This window comes from Lentibacillus salicampi (assembly GCF_004565465.1).
In the GTDB taxonomy this organism is placed as follows: domain Bacteria; phylum Bacillota; class Bacilli; order Bacillales; family Amphibacillaceae; genus Lentibacillus; species Lentibacillus salicampi.
In genome coordinates, this window is sequence record NZ_SRHY01000022.1 from 15,116 (window position 1) to 36,289 (window position 21,174).

The 21,174-nt window shown below is 44.5% G+C and carries 25 protein-coding genes and 2 pseudogenes; 19 read left to right on the forward strand and 8 right to left on the reverse strand.

The genetic code is table 11. The annotated features are described in order from the left end of the window. Nucleotides 1-192 precede the first annotated feature (192 nt). Nucleotides 193-1,227: a S66 family peptidase gene (locus E4U82_RS12240; RefSeq protein WP_135110474.1), complete on the forward strand. Its 1,035-nt coding sequence runs from the start codon at nucleotides 193-195 to the stop codon at nucleotides 1,225-1,227. A 16-nt stretch (nucleotides 1,228-1,243) separates the two neighbouring features. On the opposite strand, the gene E4U82_RS12245 is transcribed toward E4U82_RS12240, so the two are convergent. Next, on the reverse strand, nucleotides 1,244-1,765 hold the full coding sequence (locus E4U82_RS12245) for a GNAT family N-acetyltransferase (protein ID WP_135110475.1): 522 nt from the start codon (nucleotides 1,763-1,765) through the stop codon (nucleotides 1,244-1,246). Nucleotides 1,766-1,814: 49 nt separating this feature from the next. Then, complete coding sequence (locus E4U82_RS12250; RefSeq protein ID WP_135110476.1) at nucleotides 1,815-2,162, reverse strand: hypothetical protein; 348 nt, start codon at nucleotides 2,160-2,162, stop codon at nucleotides 1,815-1,817. Nucleotides 2,163-2,295: 133 nt separating this feature from the next. Between E4U82_RS12250 and rhuM the strand changes: the two are divergent. After that, nucleotides 2,296-2,937 (forward strand): annotated as a pseudogene (rhuM, locus tag E4U82_RS12255) (RhuM family protein); the annotation flags it as partial. Nucleotides 2,938-3,022: 85 nt separating this feature from the next. Here rhuM and E4U82_RS12260 read toward each other — a convergent pair. Then, nucleotides 3,023-3,313, reverse strand: a complete 291-nt coding sequence (locus tag E4U82_RS12260; RefSeq protein WP_135110478.1) for a hypothetical protein — start codon at nucleotides 3,311-3,313, stop codon at nucleotides 3,023-3,025. Nucleotides 3,314-3,454: 141 nt separating this feature from the next. On the opposite strand from E4U82_RS12260, the gene E4U82_RS12265 reads away from it, so the two are divergent. Both E4U82_RS12265 and E4U82_RS12270 read left to right on the forward strand, forming a co-directional pair. Beyond that, nucleotides 3,455-3,931 (forward strand): CBO0543 family protein, encoded by a 477-nt coding sequence (locus E4U82_RS12265; protein WP_135110479.1) that lies wholly within the window; start codon nucleotides 3,455-3,457, stop codon nucleotides 3,929-3,931. Between the two features lie 377 nt (nucleotides 3,932-4,308). Further along, nucleotides 4,309-4,845, forward strand: coding sequence for a hypothetical protein (locus E4U82_RS12270; RefSeq protein ID WP_135110480.1), 537 nt, complete (start codon nucleotides 4,309-4,311; stop codon nucleotides 4,843-4,845). 19 nt (nucleotides 4,846-4,864) lie between these two features. On the opposite strand, the pseudogene E4U82_RS20315 reads toward E4U82_RS12270, so the two are convergent. Then, a pseudogene (locus E4U82_RS20315) lies at nucleotides 4,865-5,047 on the reverse strand (sodium:calcium antiporter); the annotation flags it as partial. A 212-nt stretch (nucleotides 5,048-5,259) separates the two neighbouring features. On the opposite strand from E4U82_RS20315, the gene E4U82_RS12280 reads away from it, so the two are divergent. The 4 genes from E4U82_RS12280 (at nucleotide 5,260) to E4U82_RS12295 (ending at nucleotide 8,794) form a co-directional block, all read left to right on the forward strand. Next, on the forward strand, nucleotides 5,260-5,874 hold the full coding sequence (locus tag E4U82_RS12280; protein ID WP_135110513.1) for an NUDIX hydrolase: 615 nt from the start codon (nucleotides 5,260-5,262) through the stop codon (nucleotides 5,872-5,874). A 237-nt stretch (nucleotides 5,875-6,111) separates the two neighbouring features. Then, nucleotides 6,112-7,017, forward strand: a complete 906-nt coding sequence (locus E4U82_RS12285; protein ID WP_135110482.1) for a hydroxymethylglutaryl-CoA lyase — start codon at nucleotides 6,112-6,114, stop codon at nucleotides 7,015-7,017. A 249-nt stretch (nucleotides 7,018-7,266) separates the two neighbouring features. Beyond that, complete coding sequence (locus E4U82_RS12290) at nucleotides 7,267-7,806, forward strand: helix-turn-helix domain-containing protein (RefSeq protein ID WP_135110483.1); 540 nt, start codon at nucleotides 7,267-7,269, stop codon at nucleotides 7,804-7,806. Nucleotides 7,807-8,179: 373 nt separating this feature from the next. Further along, nucleotides 8,180-8,794: a TetR/AcrR family transcriptional regulator gene (locus E4U82_RS12295; RefSeq protein WP_135110484.1), complete on the forward strand. Its 615-nt coding sequence runs from the start codon at nucleotides 8,180-8,182 to the stop codon at nucleotides 8,792-8,794. Between the two features lie 52 nt (nucleotides 8,795-8,846). On the opposite strand, the gene E4U82_RS12300 is transcribed toward E4U82_RS12295, so the two are convergent. Both E4U82_RS12300 and E4U82_RS12305 read right to left on the reverse strand, forming a co-directional pair. Continuing rightward, nucleotides 8,847-10,085 carry a dicarboxylate/amino acid:cation symporter gene (locus tag E4U82_RS12300; protein WP_135110485.1) on the reverse strand — a complete coding sequence of 413 codons (1,239 nt, stop codon included), beginning with the start codon at nucleotides 10,083-10,085 and terminating at the stop codon, nucleotides 8,847-8,849. 202 nt (nucleotides 10,086-10,287) lie between these two features. Then, on the reverse strand, nucleotides 10,288-10,476 hold the full coding sequence (locus E4U82_RS12305) for an H-type small acid-soluble spore protein (protein ID WP_135110486.1): 189 nt from the start codon (nucleotides 10,474-10,476) through the stop codon (nucleotides 10,288-10,290). A gap of 157 nt (nucleotides 10,477-10,633) precedes the next feature. Here E4U82_RS12305 and E4U82_RS20530 point away from each other — a divergent pair, with 157 nt between their 5' ends. Both E4U82_RS20530 and E4U82_RS12315 read left to right on the forward strand, forming a co-directional pair. Then, the gene (locus E4U82_RS20530; RefSeq protein WP_342447735.1) at nucleotides 10,634-11,203 is read left to right on the forward strand and encodes an MFS transporter; all 570 of its coding nucleotides are present in this window, start codon (nucleotides 10,634-10,636) and stop codon (nucleotides 11,201-11,203) included. 23 nt (nucleotides 11,204-11,226) lie between these two features. Further along, nucleotides 11,227-11,424 carry a DUF2188 domain-containing protein gene (locus E4U82_RS12315; RefSeq protein ID WP_135110487.1) on the forward strand — a complete coding sequence of 66 codons (198 nt, stop codon included), beginning with the start codon at nucleotides 11,227-11,229 and terminating at the stop codon, nucleotides 11,422-11,424. Between the two features lie 246 nt (nucleotides 11,425-11,670). Here the strand turns inward: E4U82_RS12315 and E4U82_RS12320 are convergent, their stop codons facing one another. Beyond that, complete coding sequence (locus E4U82_RS12320; protein WP_135110488.1) at nucleotides 11,671-12,546, reverse strand: LysR family transcriptional regulator; 876 nt, start codon at nucleotides 12,544-12,546, stop codon at nucleotides 11,671-11,673. Nucleotides 12,547-12,666: 120 nt separating this feature from the next. On the opposite strand from E4U82_RS12320, the gene E4U82_RS12325 reads away from it, so the two are divergent. The 7 genes from E4U82_RS12325 (at nucleotide 12,667) to E4U82_RS12350 (ending at nucleotide 18,533) form a co-directional block, all read left to right on the forward strand. Further along, entirely contained in the window at nucleotides 12,667-13,683 is a 1,017-nt protein-coding gene (locus E4U82_RS12325) for a YeiH family protein (RefSeq protein ID WP_135110489.1), read from the forward strand. 525 nt (nucleotides 13,684-14,208) lie between these two features. Next, nucleotides 14,209-15,243 carry a Delta(5) desaturase DesA gene (desA, locus tag E4U82_RS12330; protein ID WP_135110490.1) on the forward strand — a complete coding sequence of 345 codons (1,035 nt, stop codon included), beginning with the start codon at nucleotides 14,209-14,211 and terminating at the stop codon, nucleotides 15,241-15,243. A gap of 85 nt (nucleotides 15,244-15,328) precedes the next feature. Continuing rightward, complete coding sequence (locus E4U82_RS12335; RefSeq protein WP_135110491.1) at nucleotides 15,329-16,465, forward strand: sensor histidine kinase; 1,137 nt, start codon at nucleotides 15,329-15,331, stop codon at nucleotides 16,463-16,465. After that, nucleotides 16,462-17,061, forward strand: a complete 600-nt coding sequence (locus tag E4U82_RS12340; protein WP_135110492.1) for a response regulator transcription factor — start codon at nucleotides 16,462-16,464, stop codon at nucleotides 17,059-17,061. Before E4U82_RS12335 ends, E4U82_RS12340 begins: the two co-directional genes overlap by 4 nt. A gap of 58 nt (nucleotides 17,062-17,119) precedes the next feature. Next, complete coding sequence (locus E4U82_RS20475; RefSeq protein ID WP_280689038.1) at nucleotides 17,120-17,254, forward strand: hypothetical protein; 135 nt, start codon at nucleotides 17,120-17,122, stop codon at nucleotides 17,252-17,254. An 11-nt stretch (nucleotides 17,255-17,265) separates the two neighbouring features. Continuing rightward, nucleotides 17,266-17,718 carry a hypothetical protein gene (locus E4U82_RS12345; protein WP_135110493.1) on the forward strand — a complete coding sequence of 151 codons (453 nt, stop codon included), beginning with the start codon at nucleotides 17,266-17,268 and terminating at the stop codon, nucleotides 17,716-17,718. A gap of 74 nt (nucleotides 17,719-17,792) precedes the next feature. Then, entirely contained in the window at nucleotides 17,793-18,533 is a 741-nt protein-coding gene (locus E4U82_RS12350; protein ID WP_135110494.1) for a hypothetical protein, read from the forward strand. Between the two features lie 216 nt (nucleotides 18,534-18,749). Here E4U82_RS12350 and E4U82_RS20320 read toward each other — a convergent pair whose 3' ends face one another. Then, entirely contained in the window at nucleotides 18,750-18,866 is a 117-nt protein-coding gene (locus E4U82_RS20320; RefSeq protein ID WP_245183575.1) for a DUF3231 family protein, read from the reverse strand. Nucleotides 18,867-19,252: 386 nt separating this feature from the next. On the opposite strand from E4U82_RS20320, the gene E4U82_RS12355 reads away from it, so the two are divergent. Both E4U82_RS12355 and E4U82_RS12360 read left to right on the forward strand, forming a co-directional pair. Continuing rightward, nucleotides 19,253-19,900, forward strand: a complete 648-nt coding sequence (locus tag E4U82_RS12355; RefSeq protein ID WP_135110495.1) for an SDR family oxidoreductase — start codon at nucleotides 19,253-19,255, stop codon at nucleotides 19,898-19,900. A 98-nt stretch (nucleotides 19,901-19,998) separates the two neighbouring features. Further along, the gene (locus tag E4U82_RS12360; RefSeq protein WP_135110496.1) at nucleotides 19,999-20,925 is read left to right on the forward strand and encodes a nucleoside hydrolase; all 927 of its coding nucleotides are present in this window, start codon (nucleotides 19,999-20,001) and stop codon (nucleotides 20,923-20,925) included. Nucleotides 20,926-21,174 lie beyond the last annotated feature (249 nt).

Sequence of the window (21,174 nt, forward strand, 5' to 3'; positions counted from 1 at the left end):
AGTATACTATAACGAACCAACGTTTTGAATGGATTTAAGTTTACCGGGCCAGCACTGGATTTTCCCTCCAGGGTCCCGGAATATTTGTTGCTGCGCTTTAAAATTATAGAAATCATTTTGATAAATGTGCTCCGATTGAGCGGACAGTATGTTATGATAAGAAAATATATCATAACAAGGGCGGTGTTCAGGATGCTTATCAAACCAGTGAAATTGAATCCCGGTGATAAAGTGGCGACAGTCAGTCCATCATCAGGTGCGGCCGGGGAGCCGGAACTCAGATGGCGCTATGAGCAGGGTGTGGAGCGGCTGCGCGATGTATTTGGGCTTGAGGTCGTTGCGATGCCGAACAGTTTGAAAGGCGTGGAATATCTTTATGAACATCCGGAAGCACGTGCGGAGGATTTGATGGAAGCATTCCGGGATGAGAGCATCAAAGGGATTATTGCCAACATCGGCGGCAGTGAAAGCATCCGGTTGCTTCCATACATTGATTTTGATGTGATTAGAAACAACCCGAAAATTTTCATGGGCTATTCGGATGTGACAATGTCGCATTTGTTTTGTCACAAAGCGGGGCTGTCATCGTTTTACGGGCCGGCGATTATGACCGACTTTGCTGAGAATGTGGAGATGCTTCCGTATACAGTGGACATGGTTAAGCGGACGTTGTTTTCCAGCGATTCCATCGGTGAGATCCAGCCTGCAGCGGAGTGGACGAGTGAGCGGTTGGAGTGGACGGATATGTCGAACAAATACATACGCCGGACAATGCAGTCCAATCAGGGGTATGACGTGCTGCAAGGCTCCGGTGTGGTCCAGGGAAGATTAATCGGTGGCTGCATTGAGTCTCTGGAATTTGCAAAAGGTACGTCTATTTGGCCTGAGGAAAGCTATTGGGAAGACAGCATTCTATTCTTTGAAACATCTGAAGAAAAATCTGCACCTGAATCCATTACCCGCTGGCTGCGCAATTACGCGGCGCAGGGTATTTTGCAAAAAACGAACGGTATCATTTTCGGCAAACCTCAGGATGAAACCTACTACAATGAATACAAGACAGCCATCCAAACGGTCATGAAGGAATATCAGCTGGAAGACTTGCCGATATTGTACAATCTGAATTTCGGGCATACCGAACCGAAGATGACTTTGCCGTATGGTGCGATGGCTGAAGTGGATTGTGATCATAGTGCGTTCTCGATTTTGGAAAGTGGGGTTGAGTAAGGGAGCTTTCCCTTACTCATAAATATTTCTCCATTCGTATATCAGACCACATCTTGCCTTCACGGAATGTAAAATTCTCAATATAGCCGATTTCTTTGTAGCCCAGCTTTTGATAAAGAATTTGTGCCGGTTTGTTAAACTCAAACACACCTAATTCGATACGTTTGATTCCCTGCTCTTTAATTTGTTCCTCTAAGTATTGCATCGCTTCATAACCAATCCCTTTTCCGCGTCCCTCGGGTTCACCAATCGTAATGCCGATCCAGGCGGTTCCGGGCTCTTTTTTATACAGATGGCCGGGATCGACCATGTAGTTCATTTCGCCGACTAACTTGTCATATGAATAAATCAGGTAGATGTGGACTTGCTCCAGACGTTTGGTTAGGCCTGCCAGGGTTGATTTACTTCGTCGTTCCAATTCTGATTTGTTTTGATTCGGACGGGTAAGTGGAATGAGTGCAGGGTCATTTTCCCACCTGTTGAATGTCTCCAAAAGACTGTTTGTTGGTTTGGTTAATTTTACGAAATGGACGGCCATGATTTTCTCCCTCTCTGACGTCGTATGGGTGCCGTGGTTGCTCTGTTTGTTATGCTTTATCTTGTTCGATCATTTTCATAACTTCATCCGTGGCGTATACCCTGCCGTCTGCTATATCCTGTTTAGGCCGAAGTGATTTTTGTCGTAATTCGGGGTCAGCTTTGATATTTTCCTTAACTGGGGTCACCGGTTCCTCTGTGTGGTCAAAGCGATATCTCTTACCATCTATTTCATAAACGCTCTCTCCGTCATTAATGATGCCTTTCATTATCTCACAAATATTTCTTCCCGGTAAGCGGTTTATTTTATTATATAGAAAAGCATATAAACTGGAAATCAATTCACACGCTTTATTTCTTTTACTTTTATCGCTTAATCCCGCTGTATTTTTTGCCATTGTCTTGTCGGCATTAAGACGGTACCAAATATACTGTTTCTATAAAAGAACGTTTGTTTGTGTTCGAGAAAAGTAAGTGGTATGATAAGACTAATTGAAAACGACGAAATTAAGGTCTGGAGGGGGGATTATAGTGAATAACGAATCAGACGTCCTGATCTACCAAACGAAAGATGGCGACACCAAAATTGATGTCAGACTGGAAGACGAAAGCGTATGGATGACACAAAAGGCGATTGCGGAGTTGTACCAAACCACAAAGCAGAATATCAGTTTACATATCAAAAATACTTTTGAAGAACGTGAGTTAGATGAGAATTCAGTTGTCAAGTTTTACTTGATAACTGCTAAAGATGGAAAAAATTATAAAACAAAACACTACAATCTCGAAATGATCATTGCAATCGGCTATCGCGTACGCTCTCACCGCGGAACTCAATTTCGCCAGTGGGCTACAGAACGTCTTCATGAATATCTTGTAAAAGGTTTCACCATGGATGATGATCGTTTGAAAGACATGCGAACCTTTGGACAGGATTATTTCGATGAGCTTCTTGAACGAATACGGGATATTCGTGCCTCGGAGAAGAGGTTTTACCAAAAAATCACTGACATTTATGCTACATCAGTTGATTATGATCCAAATACCAGAGTAACCCAGGAATTTTTTGCGACGGTCCAAAATAAACTGCATTTTGCCATTCATGGAAAAACGGCTGCTGAACTAATAGCAGACAGGGCAAACGCACAAAACGAAAACATGGGTTTAACCTCATGAGAGAATTTGAACCTGAAAAAGTAGCTTGGAGTAGTTACATAGACTCACGATGCAAGAGGGAAAGGTATGACACCGGCAGACTCTATGCCTCCAGGGAAGCTGCCTTTAAATCCGATGCCGCTTCTTCAGCAGTTTCATTGTTTACCCCAGGGAAAAGGGAGCCGGAGACTGCTAGTGGCTCAATAGCGCCATGCTGACCTGATTGAGCAGAAAGTGCAGGAGCAAAAAAACCGCCTGAACGTTTCGTGCGGATGTGGCCGTAGTGACAGATACCCCTTACAAATGTGTGCGCGGTAAACATGACCGGGATCTCTGAACATATCGTTTGGAGATCCTTTTGCGTATGTCCGGATCCTCCACCCGCCGGCAGCATAAGAATTCACTTTAAACAAAACATAAGAATAAAGCTTTGGCGTAAAAGGAGATCTAAATGGATAAAGCACAGCAAAAACAGATTCTGGATGGTTACTTTTAAAACTTTCATCAGCTTCATGAGGAGTTGGCACAATTTTGGTTGGATTACATATTTTTGCATTGGGATTGGTGGATAGCCGTTTTACTATCTGTTGTCCCATGGGTATTTTGGATTTTTTACCGAAAAAAAGAAAGCACACACCGCCTGTTATACGCAGGTTTGTTTTCGGTTATCATTGCATTAAGCATGGACTATATTGGCACTGCACTAGGCTTGTGGCATTATAACAAAATGGTTATACCCTCGTTCCCTGCATGGTCGCCCTATCATTTTTGCCTGATACCAGTGACCACTATGTATCTGATCCAAACCAAGCCGCATATTGCCGCGTGGAAAAAGGGGATCTTTTACGGGTTACTGACCGCTTTTGTTGGTGAACCAATCTTTGTGTGGGTTGGTTTCTATGTGATGACCGGGTGGACATATGTTTATTCCATCCCGATTTATGCCGTAATTTATATCTTTTGTGACTGGCTGACGAAAAGGAAAGCGTTCGAACGTCTTACAAAGCAGTAGTGGAATGTATACTTCTGGCGCTTTATCGAAAAATAAAAGGAAAAGCGACGTTATAGCGTAGGAGAAAAAGTTGTGGATAACCTTCAGTGAATACCAATTGGAAAAACGGACAAATTTGATTATTTGGCAGAGATGGAATTGGTTTTACACATTTTTTAGATAACACTGTTTCTTTTGCTTGAACGGGGGTTCATGACGGTAGTCAGAAAGGTCTCCAGCCCACGATTGGCTCTTGGTAAAAAGATGAAAAAGCAACTACAGCATACCTTCTAAAGATGTCCTTTTTCCAGAGGGCTTGTGGACACACCACCGTATCCCTCCGATAATACAATTAAACGACTGTTTCTACCTTTAAAATTGAAAAAAGAAGGATTTGGATGAAAAAAGGCGACATCACCTATAAATCTCCTATGGCAGCCTTGCTGTGGTCATTTGCGTTGCCGGGATTTGGACAGTTTTATAATCGGGATTATTTCTTGGGCCTCGTGCTGGTGAGCTGGGAAATCCTGATTAATTTGTATTCCAATTTAAACATCGCCTTGATGCATACATTTCATGGAGACTTTCAAACAGCGCACGATATCATTAACTATGAGTGGGGATTGTTTTACCCGTCCGTTTTCGCATTTTCATTATGGCAGGCGTATAACAAGGCAAGGGCTATCACATACAGGTATGAGCATCAAGAAGAACTGAGGAAAGTTTATCATACCGGGCTTTTTTTCGGTTTAACCGCTGGGATGACTATCGGGCTTACGACACATCATTTATATCAGGTGAAGGGACTTCAATTTCTTGCGGTGCCTGTTTACAGTGGTTTGTTTTTCGGAATTGTCGGAGGCGTTCTTGGTCATCTGATTGAAAAGTGTGCCGAAAAATGGAGGGAGCGGAACAGCCGTCAGTCTGAGCATTGACGGCAGTTTCCTTTGCTGTTTTGACCGTTTCCCGTTTGACTTTTAACGGGTTCATGATTGCTGTTAGACCAACAACTACCGTGATATTAAGCATATTGCTTCCAATAACATTTCCCTTCGAAACGTCCGCATTGTCTTCGAGCGCTGCGACAATACTGACGGTTGCCTCTGGTGAACTTGTTCCAAACGTCACGATGGTCAGTGGTGAAACATCAGCAATACATACGTCCTGATTCTCACCCTTTCTACAAGAGCAAGTTATCATTTTTCCATATTAATACTGAATAGACTCTTACCAATGAATGATTTTGGTGAATCTTGAATAATGTCAGGATAGGAGCATTTTGGTTATCCAAAGCAAACTGTTCTGCTATAGTATAGGTAAGCAAAGTCACGGCACTTGAGGTGATTAGGATCGACAAAGAACACATTACGAATAAAATGAAAGAGCATACGCCAACCGTTCTTGGAAGTAAACAGTTTATCAAATCCGCTGTTCTCTTGCCTCTTGTTCAGAAAGAGGGCGGGCTGCACGTGCTGTTTGAGGTTCGCTCGGAAGCCATGAGACGGCAGCCTGGTGAAATATGTTTTCCAGGCGGGCGCATCGACCCCCAGGATAAGAGTGCGCAGGCGGCAGCTATCAGGGAAACAACGGAAGAGCTGGGCGTCAACGAACAGAAGATTTCGGATGTTTACCCGTTGGATTATCTGGTCACCCCATTTGGCATGATCATTTATCCCCATGCCGGGCTCATCCGGACAGATGGACCGTTTGATCCTAACCCGTTAGAGGTTGGGGAGATATTTACAGTACCGCTGGCATTCTTCCTGGAAACCGAGCCGGACATTTATCATGTTAATTTGCAGGTGAAGCCGGAAAAGACGTTTCCCTTTGAGCTTGTTCCCGGTGGCGAAAACTATAATTGGCGTACCAGTCATATGGAGGAGTATTTTTATATTTATGATGAGCGGGTCATCTGGGGCTTGACGGCCCGCGTCCTGGCCCATTTTGTTGAAATGATTCGTTGAGTGACTTCTCATAAGATTGACCTGGAAAAAAGCACAAGTACCCGTTCCCAAATTTGACAGTTTGGGAATTTTTATTATATACTTCATTCAACAATGTTGAATCAAACGAAACCGGATTGAATAGAATATAAGGAATAAGTGATAATTTATTGTCCGCAATTGTTGAAAGCGCATTCAAGTATCGCGTTATGGGGCAGATGGCGCATGGCATTTTGAAAATAAAAGGAGAGCTGCATGATGGAACGATGGTCGGAGTTTGTGCAGATAAAGGAAGTGGGACCGCGTGATGGGCTGCAGAATGAAAGTGAGCTGATTTCAACGGCTGACAAGATTCACTGGATTAATACGTTATCCGAATCAGGGGTCAGGGAAATCGAGTATTCATCGTTTGTTCATCCGAAATGGGTGCCGGCACTGGCGGATGCCCATGAAGTCGGGCGACGCATCAAGCGGCATCCGGACGTACGCTATTCGGCGCTGGTTCCGAATATGAAGGGTCTGGAGCTGGCGCTTGAAGCAGGCATTGATGGGGCTTCCGTTTTCATGTCGGCGAGTGAGACGCATAACCGGAAAAATATCAACAAATCGATTGATGAGACCTACCCGGTACTGGCGGAAGTCATCGAATCGGCAAAAGCTGCGGGTAAACATGTGACAGGATATGTTTCGACGGTATTTGATTGTCCATATGAAGGAAAAATCACGCCTGATCAAGTGCTGAGTGTTTGTGACCGGCTGATTGAGGCTGGTGTGGACGACATTTCCCTCGGTGATACGATTGGCACAGCAGTCCCAACCCAGGTGGATCAGCTGCTGGGCGAGGTGCTGAGTCGCTTACCAGGCGAAAAAGTCATCATGCATTTTCATGACACACGCGGCATGGCGATTGCCAATATTATGCGCTCAATGGAATACGGGATCACCCGGTTTGACAGCTCGATCGGCGGTCTCGGTGGCTGCCCGTATGCGCCGGGAGCAGCCGGGAACGTGGCAACAAATGATGTCCTGTATTTACTGAATGGTCTCGGCATCAGAACGGGAATTGATGAAAACAAGCTTCAGGAAGCAGCGCTGTTCATTCAAAACAAACTCGAAAAGGCGCTGCCGAGCAAATCATTGGCGTATGCCGCCAGCCAGGGTTGACACAATGATACGGTCAAGAAAGCCTCACCCTTTGTGATGTTCACTGGGGTGAGGTTTTTAGTAGAATCGTCAGAAGTCCGAAAGAATCGGCAGAAGGGCAGAAGAATCAGCAGAAGGGGTTAATATCGGCAGAAGGACATAAAAATAAACGTTTACCTGTTGCCATATTGAAAAGATTCATCTATTCTATGTTAAAGAAGCTTGTACAAGAGCAAGGCGAAAGGAGCGCTTACCATAGATCTTCAAAATATGGGTCAAAAACTCAAGACGGTCCGTTTAAAAAGTAAACACACCCAACAGCAAATAGCCGATCAATGCGGTATATCCAAAAGCCTGTTATCAAAAATTGAAAACGGGCAGACATCCTCTGCAGTGGCAACGTTATCAAAAATCTCAGAAACACTGGATGTACCACTCTCCTGGGTACTGGACGGGCATCCGGAAACAGACCTTGCTGTGCTGCCGAAAGCGGAAAGAGAGATCAGTGCTGACGATGATAATATGGGTTATTCGCTTGAACTGCTAGCCAATCGCTCCCGTTTTTCGCGAATTGAACCGACAATTGTTCATGTGACGCCAAAGGATTTTAATGTGCGCCATGAGCCGTATACGCATTCCCAGGATGAGTTTATATATATCGTTGAGGGCGCCATTGAACTGTATTATGACGGGGAAAAACATTACATGGAAAAAGGGGACACAGCCCATTTTAAAGGTGTTAAGCCGCACCTGTTTATGCCGGTTGATAATGCCGGGGCGAAAGTGCTTACCGTCTTTATTGATGATTGAGCAGTTGGTCACCCTGATATTACAAAAGGTTGGTAACAACATGACGCTTTGTCACTTGTCACTTTCGATTGACAAGTGACAAAGCGTCATTTAAAATACATACTAAGTGACGTTTTGTCACATTACTGGGAGTGATGTTCACTTGACCATGGTACATCGTTATGAGGAACAGTTAAAAAAACTGGTACGGGAACTGCAAATGCAGGGAATTGACGCCGAGCTTTGCAAAAGACCCGACAGGATAACGGGCCGGCAGCTTTAATTTATGCTGTCGGCTGACCTTGTATGAGAGGATAGCATCGTTGATCAATGAGCAAAATTTGCTGATTAACATGACACGCTGCCATCATATGAAGGAACGGGAGGAAAAACCATGCCGAAACAGACGTTTTATAACTTACCGGAGGAGAAAAAGCAAACCCTAATCAATGCCATTGAAAAAGAATTTTCGAGAGTGCCATTATACGAGGCCTCCATTTCCAATATCGTAAAAGAAGCAGACATCCCCAGGGGGAGCTTTTACCAATACTTTGCCGATAAGGAAGACGCTTTTTTCTTCCTGTTGGATAATCTTTCAATTAAACGAAAAGAGTGCTTTATAGCCTTATTGAAAAAACATGACGGTGATCTCATTGATGCGATGACGACGTTTTTCCAGCAGGTCATAACGAAAGGTGAAAATCTTGATTTTATGAGAAATGCTTTTTTGAATATGACCCATAAAATAGAAAATTCATTTGCAAGGATTTTCAGTGATCAACAAAGCGAGGAGCAGTTTAAAGAAGTCAGCTCACTGATTGATAAACAAAAGCTGAATATCTCAGGCGATAAGGAATTGTTCCATGTAATGCAAATACTCACGTCTGTTATCGTCCGCAATTTTGTTGAAAAATTTGCCCGGAATCTATCCGATGAAGAAGCTATGTATAATGTCAACATTGAAATGAAGCTTTTAAAGACAGGATTATACTGGTCAGAGGAAAGATAATCAAGGGTCAGAATAAAATACATCCCCCGCGGGAGGGGAGATGTTTTAATGTTTAACGCGTATTGGCAGATTCATTTTCGTGTGATTTTTCCGTCTTACTAATAATGTTTGTTCCCACAAGGTCGCCCGTCACGTTTGTCGCTGTAGCTCCCATGCCCACCAGAACATCAACTGCTGTTAATAAACCGACTGCTTCCATTGGCAGACCCAACTGGGCAAACACAGTGGCAATCATGATAATGCCTGCCCCTGGGACACCGGCTGTACCGACGGATGCCAATGTACCGATCAGGACAACCTGCAGTATTTCCACAAAGCTTAGCGGATCACCAACCACATTGGCGGCAAAGACAGCTGATACCGCAATACGGATGGCAGCTCCGTCCATATTAGCCGTTGCACCAAGCGGTAAACTGAACCCATACAGACTTTTAGGCAGATTCAGATCCTTGGCGGCATTGAGTGTGAGCGGTAATGTACCTGAGCTGCTCTGTGTGACAAAGGCTGTAATCATTGGTGTGCGCCCATGTCGGAAAAAATCTTTGATATTGATTTTGAAAAAAAACATGAACAGCACGTAAAACAAGATCTGAACAATCAACGCCACATAAAGGACACCAACCATACTTCCCAATTCCACTAACGTATCGGCGCCTTGATTGCCGACCACTTCCGCGATAATGGCGAAAATACCGACAGGAACATACTGAATGACAGCTTTCATAATGCTGAGCGTGGCTTCATTCAGCCCATTAATCACCTTATACACGGTTTCCCCCAGATCCTGGTTTGTTTCCGATGACCGGAGCGCTGATATGGCAATCCCGAAAGCGAGCGCCGTAAAAATAATTCCCAGCAAATTCAGCTCACTGAACGCGGAGACAATATTATCCGGGACAATACTGAGCAAAACACTGACGACGCCCGGGTTTTCCGGCACTTCAAATGTTTCGTTTGTGTCAAGCGTCACCCCTGTCCCCGGATTGAAAATACTTGCCACGGATATGCCGACAATAATGGCAAATGCAGACGACAGGATGTAATAAATAAATACTTTTCCACCCATACGGCCCAAGTCGCCGAGCTTTGTCTGATTAACCCCGACAATCAGCGTGAATAATATCAGTGGAACGATCAAAAACTGCAACAGACGCAACAACAGATCCCCAAACGGTGCCAGTACAGCTGCATCTTTGCCGAAAATCAAACCGGCTACCACACCGAGAATAAGTGCAACGGTAATTTTGGAAATCAAGGATGCTTCGATGTACCCTCTCCAAATAGCCTTCATCACAAAACCTCCCCCGAAATTCAAAGATTATGAGTCCTATTCCTATAAAATTAATTGGTTTTTATGTTTAAACAGTATCTTGATTTGACTGTACTGTCAAAAGTATTGTTTCTATCAAAATGGGGTGAGCCACGCCCCGGGGGGACATGGCTTTCCTGCAGCTTAGGGTCATTTGAGTTTCATGAGCCTTCACCTTTCCTTTTCATGAAGGGCCATCTTCTAATAAGCCATCAAGGTCGACTTCCTGTTCATGATCCATCTCATCAAGCGGAAAAACGGTCACTGTCTCATTGTCTTCATTTATTTTTTTTAGATAAACGGGAAACCCGTGGTATTGAACGTTTGTCATAGTAATGCCTTCAATGATTTCCTGCGCACGATCACGTTTCATTGGAATCTCCTTTCTGATCGTCCTCAGACTTATTTTTTGTTCGGGTAAACGGAATATACGAGGCGGAAATATCCATTTTTTTGTTTGTGTCAGGTGTCCATTTGGAGTAGAAACTGGTTTAGACTGTAAAAGAGCGGCGCATGCAGGGGGATACTGTATGACAGGAAAATCCAGGTTTTTTCAAACGTTTTACTATGGGTGGTTCATTGTTTTTATCGGCGGTCTGGGTATTTTCTTTTCGGGCCCTGGCCAGACGTATTCGAATTCAGCATTTATTGATGAGTACATTCATGATTTTGGCTGGTCGCGGACAGAGGTCTCCAGTTTATACTCGGGCGCAACACTCATTGCCGGGCTGACCCTGATGTTTGTCGGCCGGTTTATTGACAAGTACGGGCAGCGGTTCATGATGGTGACGGTCGGTATCGTGTTTGCATTGGCCTGTTTTTTTAACAGTATGGTGACGAACATGTTGATGCTGGGGATCGGTTTCTTTTTGGTGAGGAACATCTTATCGGTTTTCTCAAACGTGCATCATGTTTTTAGTATCCCCTTTGTCTCTGCTGCGAATGCTTTTTCTGCAATTTTAACTTCTTTTTTCGGCATATCAATCAGTTTTTCGTCATTGGCCTCGCCCATACTACCGGTGACCCCAATGTTGTGGGGACAGAGATTCTTGTGCAATGTTTCAATAACAGAAGGGCCGGGAATGGACAACTATAATTAAGCAATAAAGGAGTAAGAAATCATATGAAACTATACAGTGTAGCGCCAAATCAGGATGTAACTGCGTGGATTGTGAAGCTGGAGGACGTTGCTCCTGCAGGTGAATTCGAGGCAAAAGATGATGCGATTGCGAAGGCCAGAGAATTAGCTAATGAAAATACGCCAAGCAAACTTACCATTTTTGATGATGAACATAACGTTGAGAAAGAAGAACAATTTTAAAACTAAGGTGACCCGCACCGGCTGCTACAACATAAAAGTCGGTTCATTAAGTTAAATTTGGATGCTAACCTAGTAAGGTATGGAACGAACGAGAAGAAGCAGTCAATGGTCTGCTTCTTCTCGTTTGCTAAGTACCTTTAAGCTCCTCGCCGTTTTCTGATCATAACGGTGCCCCCTAGTCCCCAAAGCCATCAGATTGTTTAAGCGTCACATTTGGTTCACTATAGAACTTTTCAGGGAACAGCACTAACGATACAGCATGCCCATAAAGGCCTCTACATTCCGCTTCTTCGCCATGATCGGTGAATAGACACAGGAAAACTGGCGCTTGAACGAATGTCCTTTGATGGTGATTATCGCGAGGTCGTTGTGCTTCACATTTCGCTCCACCACACTTTTCGATAAAACCGATAAACCCATTCCGTGGATTACCGACTCTTTCACGCCCTGATTGCTGCTAATCGTAATCATCGACTTGGACTGTAGACCGTTTGAGCGGAGCACATGGTCAAGATATTTCCTGGTGCCCGATCCTTCCTCCCTTGCAATCCATGTTTCCTGATGGAGGTCGTTTATTTCCACCTCCTCTTTTTCGGCAAGCGGATGACTGGCGGATGCCACGACGAACAGTTCATCCTCCATGAACGGCTCGATCTGTAGTTCCGGATCGTTCGTCTGACCCTCAATCAAACCGATATCGACGTTAAGCCGCCTCACCGACTGGACAACCTCTGCCGTGTTACCGATATCTAAATCAAGGTCAAGATCCGGGAATTTTTCACGCATCTGCATAAATAGGGAGGGTACAATATACTCACCAATCGTGAAACTCGCGCCGACTTTGAGGGCTCCTTTCACGGCCTGGTGATGTTCAAGAATGTCTTGGCGTGTCTGTTCATACACGGCAAGAATCTGTTTGGCTCGATCATACAACATTTCACCAGTTGGCGTGATCGTCAGCTTTTTCGGCCTGCGTATAAACAACTCCGTCTGGAATTCCTCTTCAAGGTTTTTAATATGCAGGCTGACACTCGGCTGCGAAATCCTCAGTTTCGTAGCAGCCTTCGTAAAATTTTGTTGATCCGCAACCGTAACAAACGTTCTGAGCGCATCATAATACATCTTTACGTCTCCTTGTTATTAAAAATATTAATCACAACAATCATTAATATGTATTTTACTAATAACAATGCCTTCGATAAAGTGAAAAAAGAACATTTTTTAAAAAGGGTGTGTACATCCATGAAACAGTCATTAACTAAACATCCCGCTGTTTTATTTACCGTGGGGATTCTAATTACGCTTGTGATTGCTTTGATCGCTCAGTTTTTGTCCCAATTGCCATTTCTATCGATTATGGGTCAGCTGGTGATTGCGATATTGATTGGGATTGCCTGGCGGTCAGCGTTTGGCGTTCCTTCCGGTGTGACGCCGGGTGTGACCTTTTCGAGTAAGAAGTTGCTGCGATTTGGTATTATCCTGCTCGGCATGCGGCTGAATCTGGTGGACATATATGAAGCCGGCTGGAATGTATTTATGATTGCTGCACTCAATCTAACATTTGCCTTTATCGTCGTTTTTGTGATTTCGCGTTGGATGGGTGTTGATAAAAAATTGGGGGTTCTAACAGCAGGTGGTACAGCCATTTGCGGCGCGGCAGCCATTGTGGCGATTGCCCCACAAGTGAAGGCTAAAGATGACGAGACAGCTGTCGGAGTCGCCACGATTGCCGTACTTGGCACGCTGTTCACGCTCGTCTATACATTTCTTTATTCACTTCTTGACCTGTCCCAGAACGGATTCGGTATTTTTGCCGGTGGAACATTGCATGAAATTGCCCATGTTGTAGCAGCGGCTGCAGCGGGTGGCGATGAAGCGGTCGACATTGCGGTAATCGTTAAATTGACACGCGTGGCATTGCTTGTCCCGGTCGTCTTGTTGATCGGTTATTTCTTTCGGGGTGACAATGAGGGAACTGCCAGAAGCAGGTTTTCCTGGTCAACGATACCGTGGTTTATCTTTGGCTTCCTTGCCGTCAGCGCAATTAACTCACTCGGGGTCGTCCCTCAGCAGGCGGCAGATCAAATCGTCAACCTGGCCTACCTGCTTCTGGCAATGGCCATGGCTGGAATTGGCTTGGGTGTGGATATCGGCACATTCCGGCGGCTCGGGCTTAAGTCGTTTACAGCTGGCTTAATTGGCTCTGTATTGCTTGCCGTATTCGGCTTTTTGCTCGTATCGGCATTTGGTCTATTTTAATTCGATAAGTATAAGGTATAAAAGCCGGTCAGTCGCTGATCGGCTTTTTGTATCGTCATAATGTATAGGTTATGGGTGACCTTATAAGAAAAGCGCAGGGCGCCTTGTTCGCCCACGAAAAGCTTGAGCAAGCATTTGTAGTGGCGGTTTTTGCTACGTAAAATGATTGCTTAAGACCTTGAGGGGACAGGCGCTGGCCGGCTAAGTTCGGCACGTCCTGTGCCAACGCCGGCACGAGTACGTCCTGTACGTCGAAGCTGGCCATGGCTATTGCTGACAAAGAGCTTCATATAGCCGAAAATTTTATACATTCTTATCTTTTAAGAAAAACTACTCATTCACTAAAGAACGAGTGAATGCGAGTTTTTTTAATGAGTTATAGAATCATCTGCCTCGGTTTTTTCAAAATATATGACATTTGTCATAGTCACAACTTGACGTTTATGACTTCTACAGCTCGTTTGTTTTCGCTACCATGTAGACTAGGATGATTGACGAAAAATCACACCACCCGAGGAGGCCGTTATGAGTAAACAAAAACAAGCCAATTTAAAAAAGCGTGTCGCAGCCTTTGCGACTCCGGATAAGAAAGCAAGTATCCAACAGCTTATTAATACGATTCTGCCGTTTTTTCTGATTTGGTTTCTGGCCTACCAGAGTTTGTCGGTATCGATTTGGCTGACACTTGCACTGGCGGTTGTGGCGTCAGGATTTGTTGTTCGGATCTTTATTATTTTTCATGACTGTACACATGGTTCTTTTTTCAAAAACCCCAAGGCAAACCGGATTGTTGGGACGATTACGGGGATCATGACACTGTTTGCTTTTGAAAAATGGAAGCGAAGTCACGCCATTCATCATGCCACCAGCAGTAACTTGGACAAACGCGGCACCGGCGACGTGTGGGTAATGACAGTCGATGAATACGCTGCCGCTTCTTTTTGGGGCAGGCTGGTTTACCGGCTTTACCGGAACCCACTTGTCATGTTCGGATTGGGTCCGTTCTACCTGTTTCTCCTATCGAATCGTTTTAACCGTAAAGGAGCGAAACGGAAGGAGCGGTTGAACACGTATCTCATCAATGCTTCCGTTGTCGCGATTTATGGAGTGTTAATCTGGGCGATCGGTTGGCAGGCGTTTCTTATCATACAAATGCCGATTATCTTTATAGCAGGTTCACTGGGCATTTGGCTGTTTTATGTCCAGCATCAGTTTGAGGATTCCTACTTTGAAAATGAAGACGAATGGGATTTTGTTAAAGCTGCTGTGGATGGCAGCTCCTATTACAAGCTGCCGACAGTCATGCAATGGATCACGGGCAGTATCGGGTTCCATCATGTACATCATTTAAGTCCAAGAGTTCCAAATTATCATTTGGAAAAAGCGCACGAATCCACGCCTCCATTAAAAAAGGCAACAACGATCACGTTAGTGTCCAGTTTAAAATCGATTCGTTTCCGGTTGTATGATGAAGCGAGCAAGTCGTTTGTAAGCTTTAAAGAGGTGAAAGAACTGCTGCGCAAAAGGCAACAGATCGGGACACGTTTTCAGGAAAATTAAATTCATTCGCGAAAGGCCCTCTTTGATTGTATAGGAGGGTCCTGTTTTTTGATATAATTAATGGAGCATGAAAGGAGGGGCTGGTATGCAGAAATGGTATCATATCATTCCGAAAAACACGGGGCTTAGTATCTATGCGTGGATTATATTTTGTGTTTTGCCTTTTTATTTCATCTTCCGGACCTCCAGTGCATGGGAAATTGTCTTCGGTATTTTAATGATATTGCTGTTTTTCACGGCATACCGCGTGTCGTTCCTTTCAAAAAGCTGGACGGTTTATTTGTCAGTCAGTATTGAAATGGTCATCAGCATTGTGATGACAGTATTTTTAGGCTATGTCTACTTTGCATTATTTTTGGCATTTTATATTGGAAATTTACAGCATAAAATTCGGTTTATGACACTTTATATGATCAATCTTGTCACGACTGCGGCTGCTGTTACGATTGGCTTTTTCACCCAAAGTGAAATCTTCATGGCGCAGCTTCCGTTTATTACCTTCAGTGTCATCGGTGTGATTTTGCTGCCCATCACGCTTTATCACCGTAACAAGCAGGAAAGACTGGAAAGCGAATTAAGAGACGCCAACCAGAAGCTCTCCCGGATGGCCGTCCTGGAAGAACGTCAGCGTATTGCCCGTGATCTGCATGACACACTGGGGCAAAAGCTCTCCCTCATTGGATTGAAAAGTGATTTGGCAGGCAAGTTAGTTGAAGTGAAGCCTGATAAAGCAACGAGTGAGATTGAGGATATCCACCAAACAGCCCGAACAGCATTAAAGGAAGTCCGTGAGATGGTCTCCGATATGAAAGGCTCAAAACTAAGCGATGAAGTCACCCGTGTCCGCCAAGTGTTGACAGCTGCCCGAATCGAATTTCATTTGGAAGGGGACCCGAAGCTTAAACACACATCACTATTGGTGGAAAATGTCTTAAGTATGTGTTTAAAGGAAGCTGTCACAAATGTCGTCAAGCATAGCCGCGCTGCTGCCTGCCATGTTACGATCAAACAAACACCGGAAGAGGCGCTGATACAGGTGCAGGATAATGGGATCGGGATGACGAAAAGTAACAATTGGTATTCAGAAAATGGCCTTCAGGGAATCAAAGAACGGCTGGAATTTGTGAATGGCCGTCTGGCGATTGAATCGGGGAGTGGTACAACCCTTACCATTCGGGTGCCAAGTGTTCTAATTCGAACGGAACAGGAGGGCTTGTCGTGATAAGCGTTGTGATTGCGGAAGATCAAAGTATGCTGCTTGGTGCACTGGGGTCGTTGCTTGATCTGGAAGCAGATATGACGGTCGTCGGTAAAGCAAGAAATGGTGTGGAGGCCCTGACGCTGGTCGAGCGGTACAAGCCTGACATTTGTATTATGGATATTGAAATGCCTTTGAAAAGCGGACTCGATGCTGCGGAAGTATTAAAGGATCATCCCTGCAAAGTAATTGTTTTAACAACCTTTGCCCGTACAGGCTATTTTGAACGCGCACGAAAGGCCGGGGTTAGTGGTTATTTATTGAAAGACAGCCCCAGCGAGGAATTGGCAAGTTCAATTCGGACAATTATGGACGGTAGACGTATTTATGCTCCTGAACTGGTCGATATGGTCTATGACAACGAGAACCCGCTGACTGAAAGAGAAAAGCAGGTGATTAAACTAATTGCAGACGGGAAAAATACACAAGAAATTGCGAACGGGCTTTATTTAACAAATGGTACTGTCCGTAATTATGTTTCGGTCATCCTCGATAAGCTGGAAGTAACGAACCGGATCGAAGCCATTTCAAAAGTTAAGGAAAAAGGCTGGTTTAAGTAGCCCTGCATAGACAATGCCCCTCATTCAAAAGCTAGCCAATGAAAGGGGTGCAGACAACATGCCGAACAAGAACAACCAATTCAAGGAAAATAAAAATCATGGTGAGCATCGAAACGGCCGCAAAAGCCAATATAAAAACAGCAGTACCCATGGCAGGCAATTAAATGAGTATGTCGATCAAAAAGATGATTGAAGGACGGCTAAATGGAAAGCAGTGTGGTAACAAGTCACACTGCTTTTTTATGGATGGAATTTGGGACAAATATGGATGATATCGTTTGGCACCTGCAAAAGTTGCGTGCCGATTGCCCCCGCCGCAAGTTTTATTGTGTGAACATCGACGGTAGAAGCTCGAACATCAACGGCCGCGACGAGAACATCAAAGGTGGAAGCCCGAATATCGACGGTGGTGGAAAGAACATCGAGGGTAGAGACAGAAACATCAACGGTAACGACGCCAATATCGAGGGTAGGAGCCGGAACATCAACGGCAACGACACCAACATCGAGGGTAGGAGCCGGAACATCAACGGTAACGACGCCAATATCGAGGGTAGGAGCCGGAATATCAACGGCCGCGAGCCAAACATAAACGAGCCAGGCGGTGGGAACTGGGTATCGAAACTGGAACCCGGGCAAGCACAAAAGAACCGTTAATTTTTCATGGATTTATCGTTTCAGGGGATACTAAACTTTGTCGCAAAAAATTCGTATGAAAGGATGAATCGGTCATGAAAAACTTGTTTACCCTGATAGCACTAGCCCTGATGCTGTTTACAAGTGTGTCGTCTGTATCCGCTTTTTACAAAGGGTTTGCTGAGGACTTGCACGAACAAGAAGCAGAGAGGGATGACAATAACGAGACGTACCACCAAATTTTCCTAATGATCGAGGCAAAGGAATTTGGGATTGCAACAGAAGGCAAGGATAACGAGCAACTGGCCAAAGAGGTTGCTGAGGCAAAAATAAAGCAAGCTGCAGAGGAAAAGGGAATCGAAACGGATGACAAAGACGTCAAAGAGCTTGCCAAAGAAGTCCACCATGCTGAAGTGAAGGAAAAAGCCGAGGAACTGGGCATCAAGCAGAAAGGAAAAGACCCCCAGATGCTTGCTGAGGATGTTTATGAGGAGATATTGAAGCAGAAGGCGGATGAATTGGGAGTCGACATAGAAGGCAAAAAAGTACAAGATCTAAAGCAAGCCGTTATTAAAGCTTCGATTAAACATGAGGCGGATACATTAGGCATTGCAACAGAAGACAAGGATTTCCCGGAACTGAGAAAGGCCATTCATGAACAGAAAACGATTCAAACAGCTGAGGCATTAGGGATTGAAACGGAAAGTAAAGGTTCTGCAAAATTGTTCGATGAGATTATGACGACTCACGCTGAAGAGGCCAAGGAACAGAATCTGTATCCGTTTGAAAATAAGCAAGAAATGTTCTTTAAGGGTCATCACATGATGAAAAAATAAGACAATCCAAAAAATCCCGTGTCACCTAAAAAGTGGTACGGGATTACATGTGTCCAAGGAACGCGTGAATGCAGGTTGTTCTAATTTGTAGCTCGCCTCTAATTATTCGCCAGTTCATCCCGGTCACTCGCACGTGGCGGCTCCTTCATCCAGCCATGGTCAATCAGGAGGTTTGCACGATTTTCCGAATATTTCATAAGGCCTGTACATCAGGATCTACAGCCGTTTGTAAAAAATATTCAGAATACATATGGAAGCTGTATCGTTTTGATAGGAAGTCCAGACTTGTGACAGTTCAGCGGATGTCAGTTTAACAGTGGGTTCATTTCCCATGGTTCGATTCCTCCAGAAAAATGTCTCTGCATTGTTTGTTCTGTAGCTTAAAATATTCGTAATCAAAGGATTTAGGGTTCCGGTTGTGAAGTAGATATATTATAATACAAAAAAAGCAGATGTTTTAACGGACACCAAGTGGTCTATAATAATATGTCGAAACCATAATGGGTTTGGATAATATGCTATACGAACTCGATAGATCATCTCATAAAAAAGGCAGAAAAGTTGTCATGATGCTGTCTATTTGGAATAATATTAATATCTAAACGGAGTATCAGCACCCGTTATCCCACATTTGAACATATTGGTTTATTTGTAGGCCTGGTGGGATTCTTAAGGATATTTACACTGGGACAAAATCTAAACTTGAAGGAGTGGACCGGATGAAAGTATTGGTAATAGGCGCAAATGGTGAAATTGGACAACATGTCGTGAAACAAATACAAAATAGTGATGAACATACTGTGCGGGCAATGGTCCGGAAAGAGGAACAGGCAGAAGAGCTGAAGAAGAAAGGGATCGACGCCGTCATCGCGAACCTGGAAGGAAACAAACGGTCAATCGTAAAAGCAGCAAAGGGCTGTGACGCGGTCGTTTTCACGGCGGGCTCAGGTGGCAGTACCGGACCTGATAAAACGTTGCTCGTTGACCTGGATGGAGCTGTCAAATCAATCGAAGCGGCTGAAGAAGCAGGTGTAGACCGTTTCGTCATGGTAAGTGCCATGCAGGCGAACAATCGCGAAAACTGGAATGAAAAAATCCGGCATTATTATGTTGCTAAACACTATGCCGACAGAATGCTCGAGGCAAGCAATCTGAATTACACCATTGTGCGGCCGGGCGGACTGTTAAATGAAGTTGGAACAGGTGAAGTGCAGATAGCCGAAAACCTGGACGAGCGCGGTTCGATCCCACGTGAAGATGTCGCGAAAACAGTTGTGACCTCGTTGACAGAAGAGCACACGTATAAACGGGCGTTTGACTTGATTTCGGGCGAGACAGAAATTACGGATTCGCTGAGAAATCTTTAATTGTTTGATAACACCAGGAGCGGGTGCTTTTGGTGTTTTTGTATTTGGGATTTTAAATGTCGTAAAGCGTTGCATACTGAGATATGAGGTGAAGGTATATGAATAAGAGGATCATCATTGATTGTGATCCTGGAATTGATGATGCAATGGCAATCATTATGGCCGCATCACATGTGAGTGATTTGCGAATAGAAGCGATCACAACGGTTTCCGGTAATGTCGGTGTTGATAAAAATACAAAAAATGCACTGCGCATATGCGACCTGATTGGGCTGCACGATGTCCCGGTGGCGATGGGCGCTAACCGGCCACTCGTCCGTCAACAATTAGTGGCTTCCGATGTACACGGAAAAAGCGGCCTGGACGGAACAGCTCTGCCGGAAGAGCCGGTTAAGAAACTGGCTGACGAGCATGCAGTGGATGTGCTCGTCGAGAAGTTAATGGCTTCTGAAGGGGACATCACGCTTGTGGCAATTGGTCCACTGACAAATATTGCACTGGCCATTCGAAAAGAACCGCGTATCATTTTGAAAATCAGGGAAATCGCCTTGATGGGCGGGGGTACATACGGCAATCGTACGCCGGCAGCGGAATTTAATATTTATGCGGATGCAGAAGCGGCCCGCATGGTATTTGAAAGTGGCGTGGCGATTGCGATGTTCGGACTGGACGTGACACATCAGGCATTGGCAACACTTGATAAACCAGATGAACTAAAAGGTATTGGCAATCCGGTTGCCACAGCAGTTTCCGATATGATCGCGTTTTACTCCGGCGCTTACCAAGGAAAGTTTGCAGGTGCAGCCCTGCATGACCCTTGCCCAGTCGCTTATCTAATTGATCCATCGATGTTTGAGCTGGAACATATACGGGTGGATGTGGAAACAAAAGGTGAATTTACGTATGGCATGACTGTTGTTGATTTTAAAGGCGTAACGGACCGGAATCCGAATGTCCAATTTGCCCGCAAGCTGGATCAGGATAAATTTTGGAAGCTGTTTATGGAAACGATCAAATCGTACTAAAGAGAAGACAGGAAAACCCGTCCGAAGCCAGAGACCAATCCAACTCGTGCGAAAAAGTGATAGACGTACCTGAAAACAAATTTTAAACTTAAAGAGGCCGGCCATACATCGCTGGTTTTGCGCAGTGACCTAACAGCATTCTTTTGAATTGTAATCAAATCGGGACACGAAAAGATGCATGAAATCAAAAAAATTGTGATTTCATGCATCTTCTTCATATAACTTTCAATTCAGTAACAGAAGAGAGGT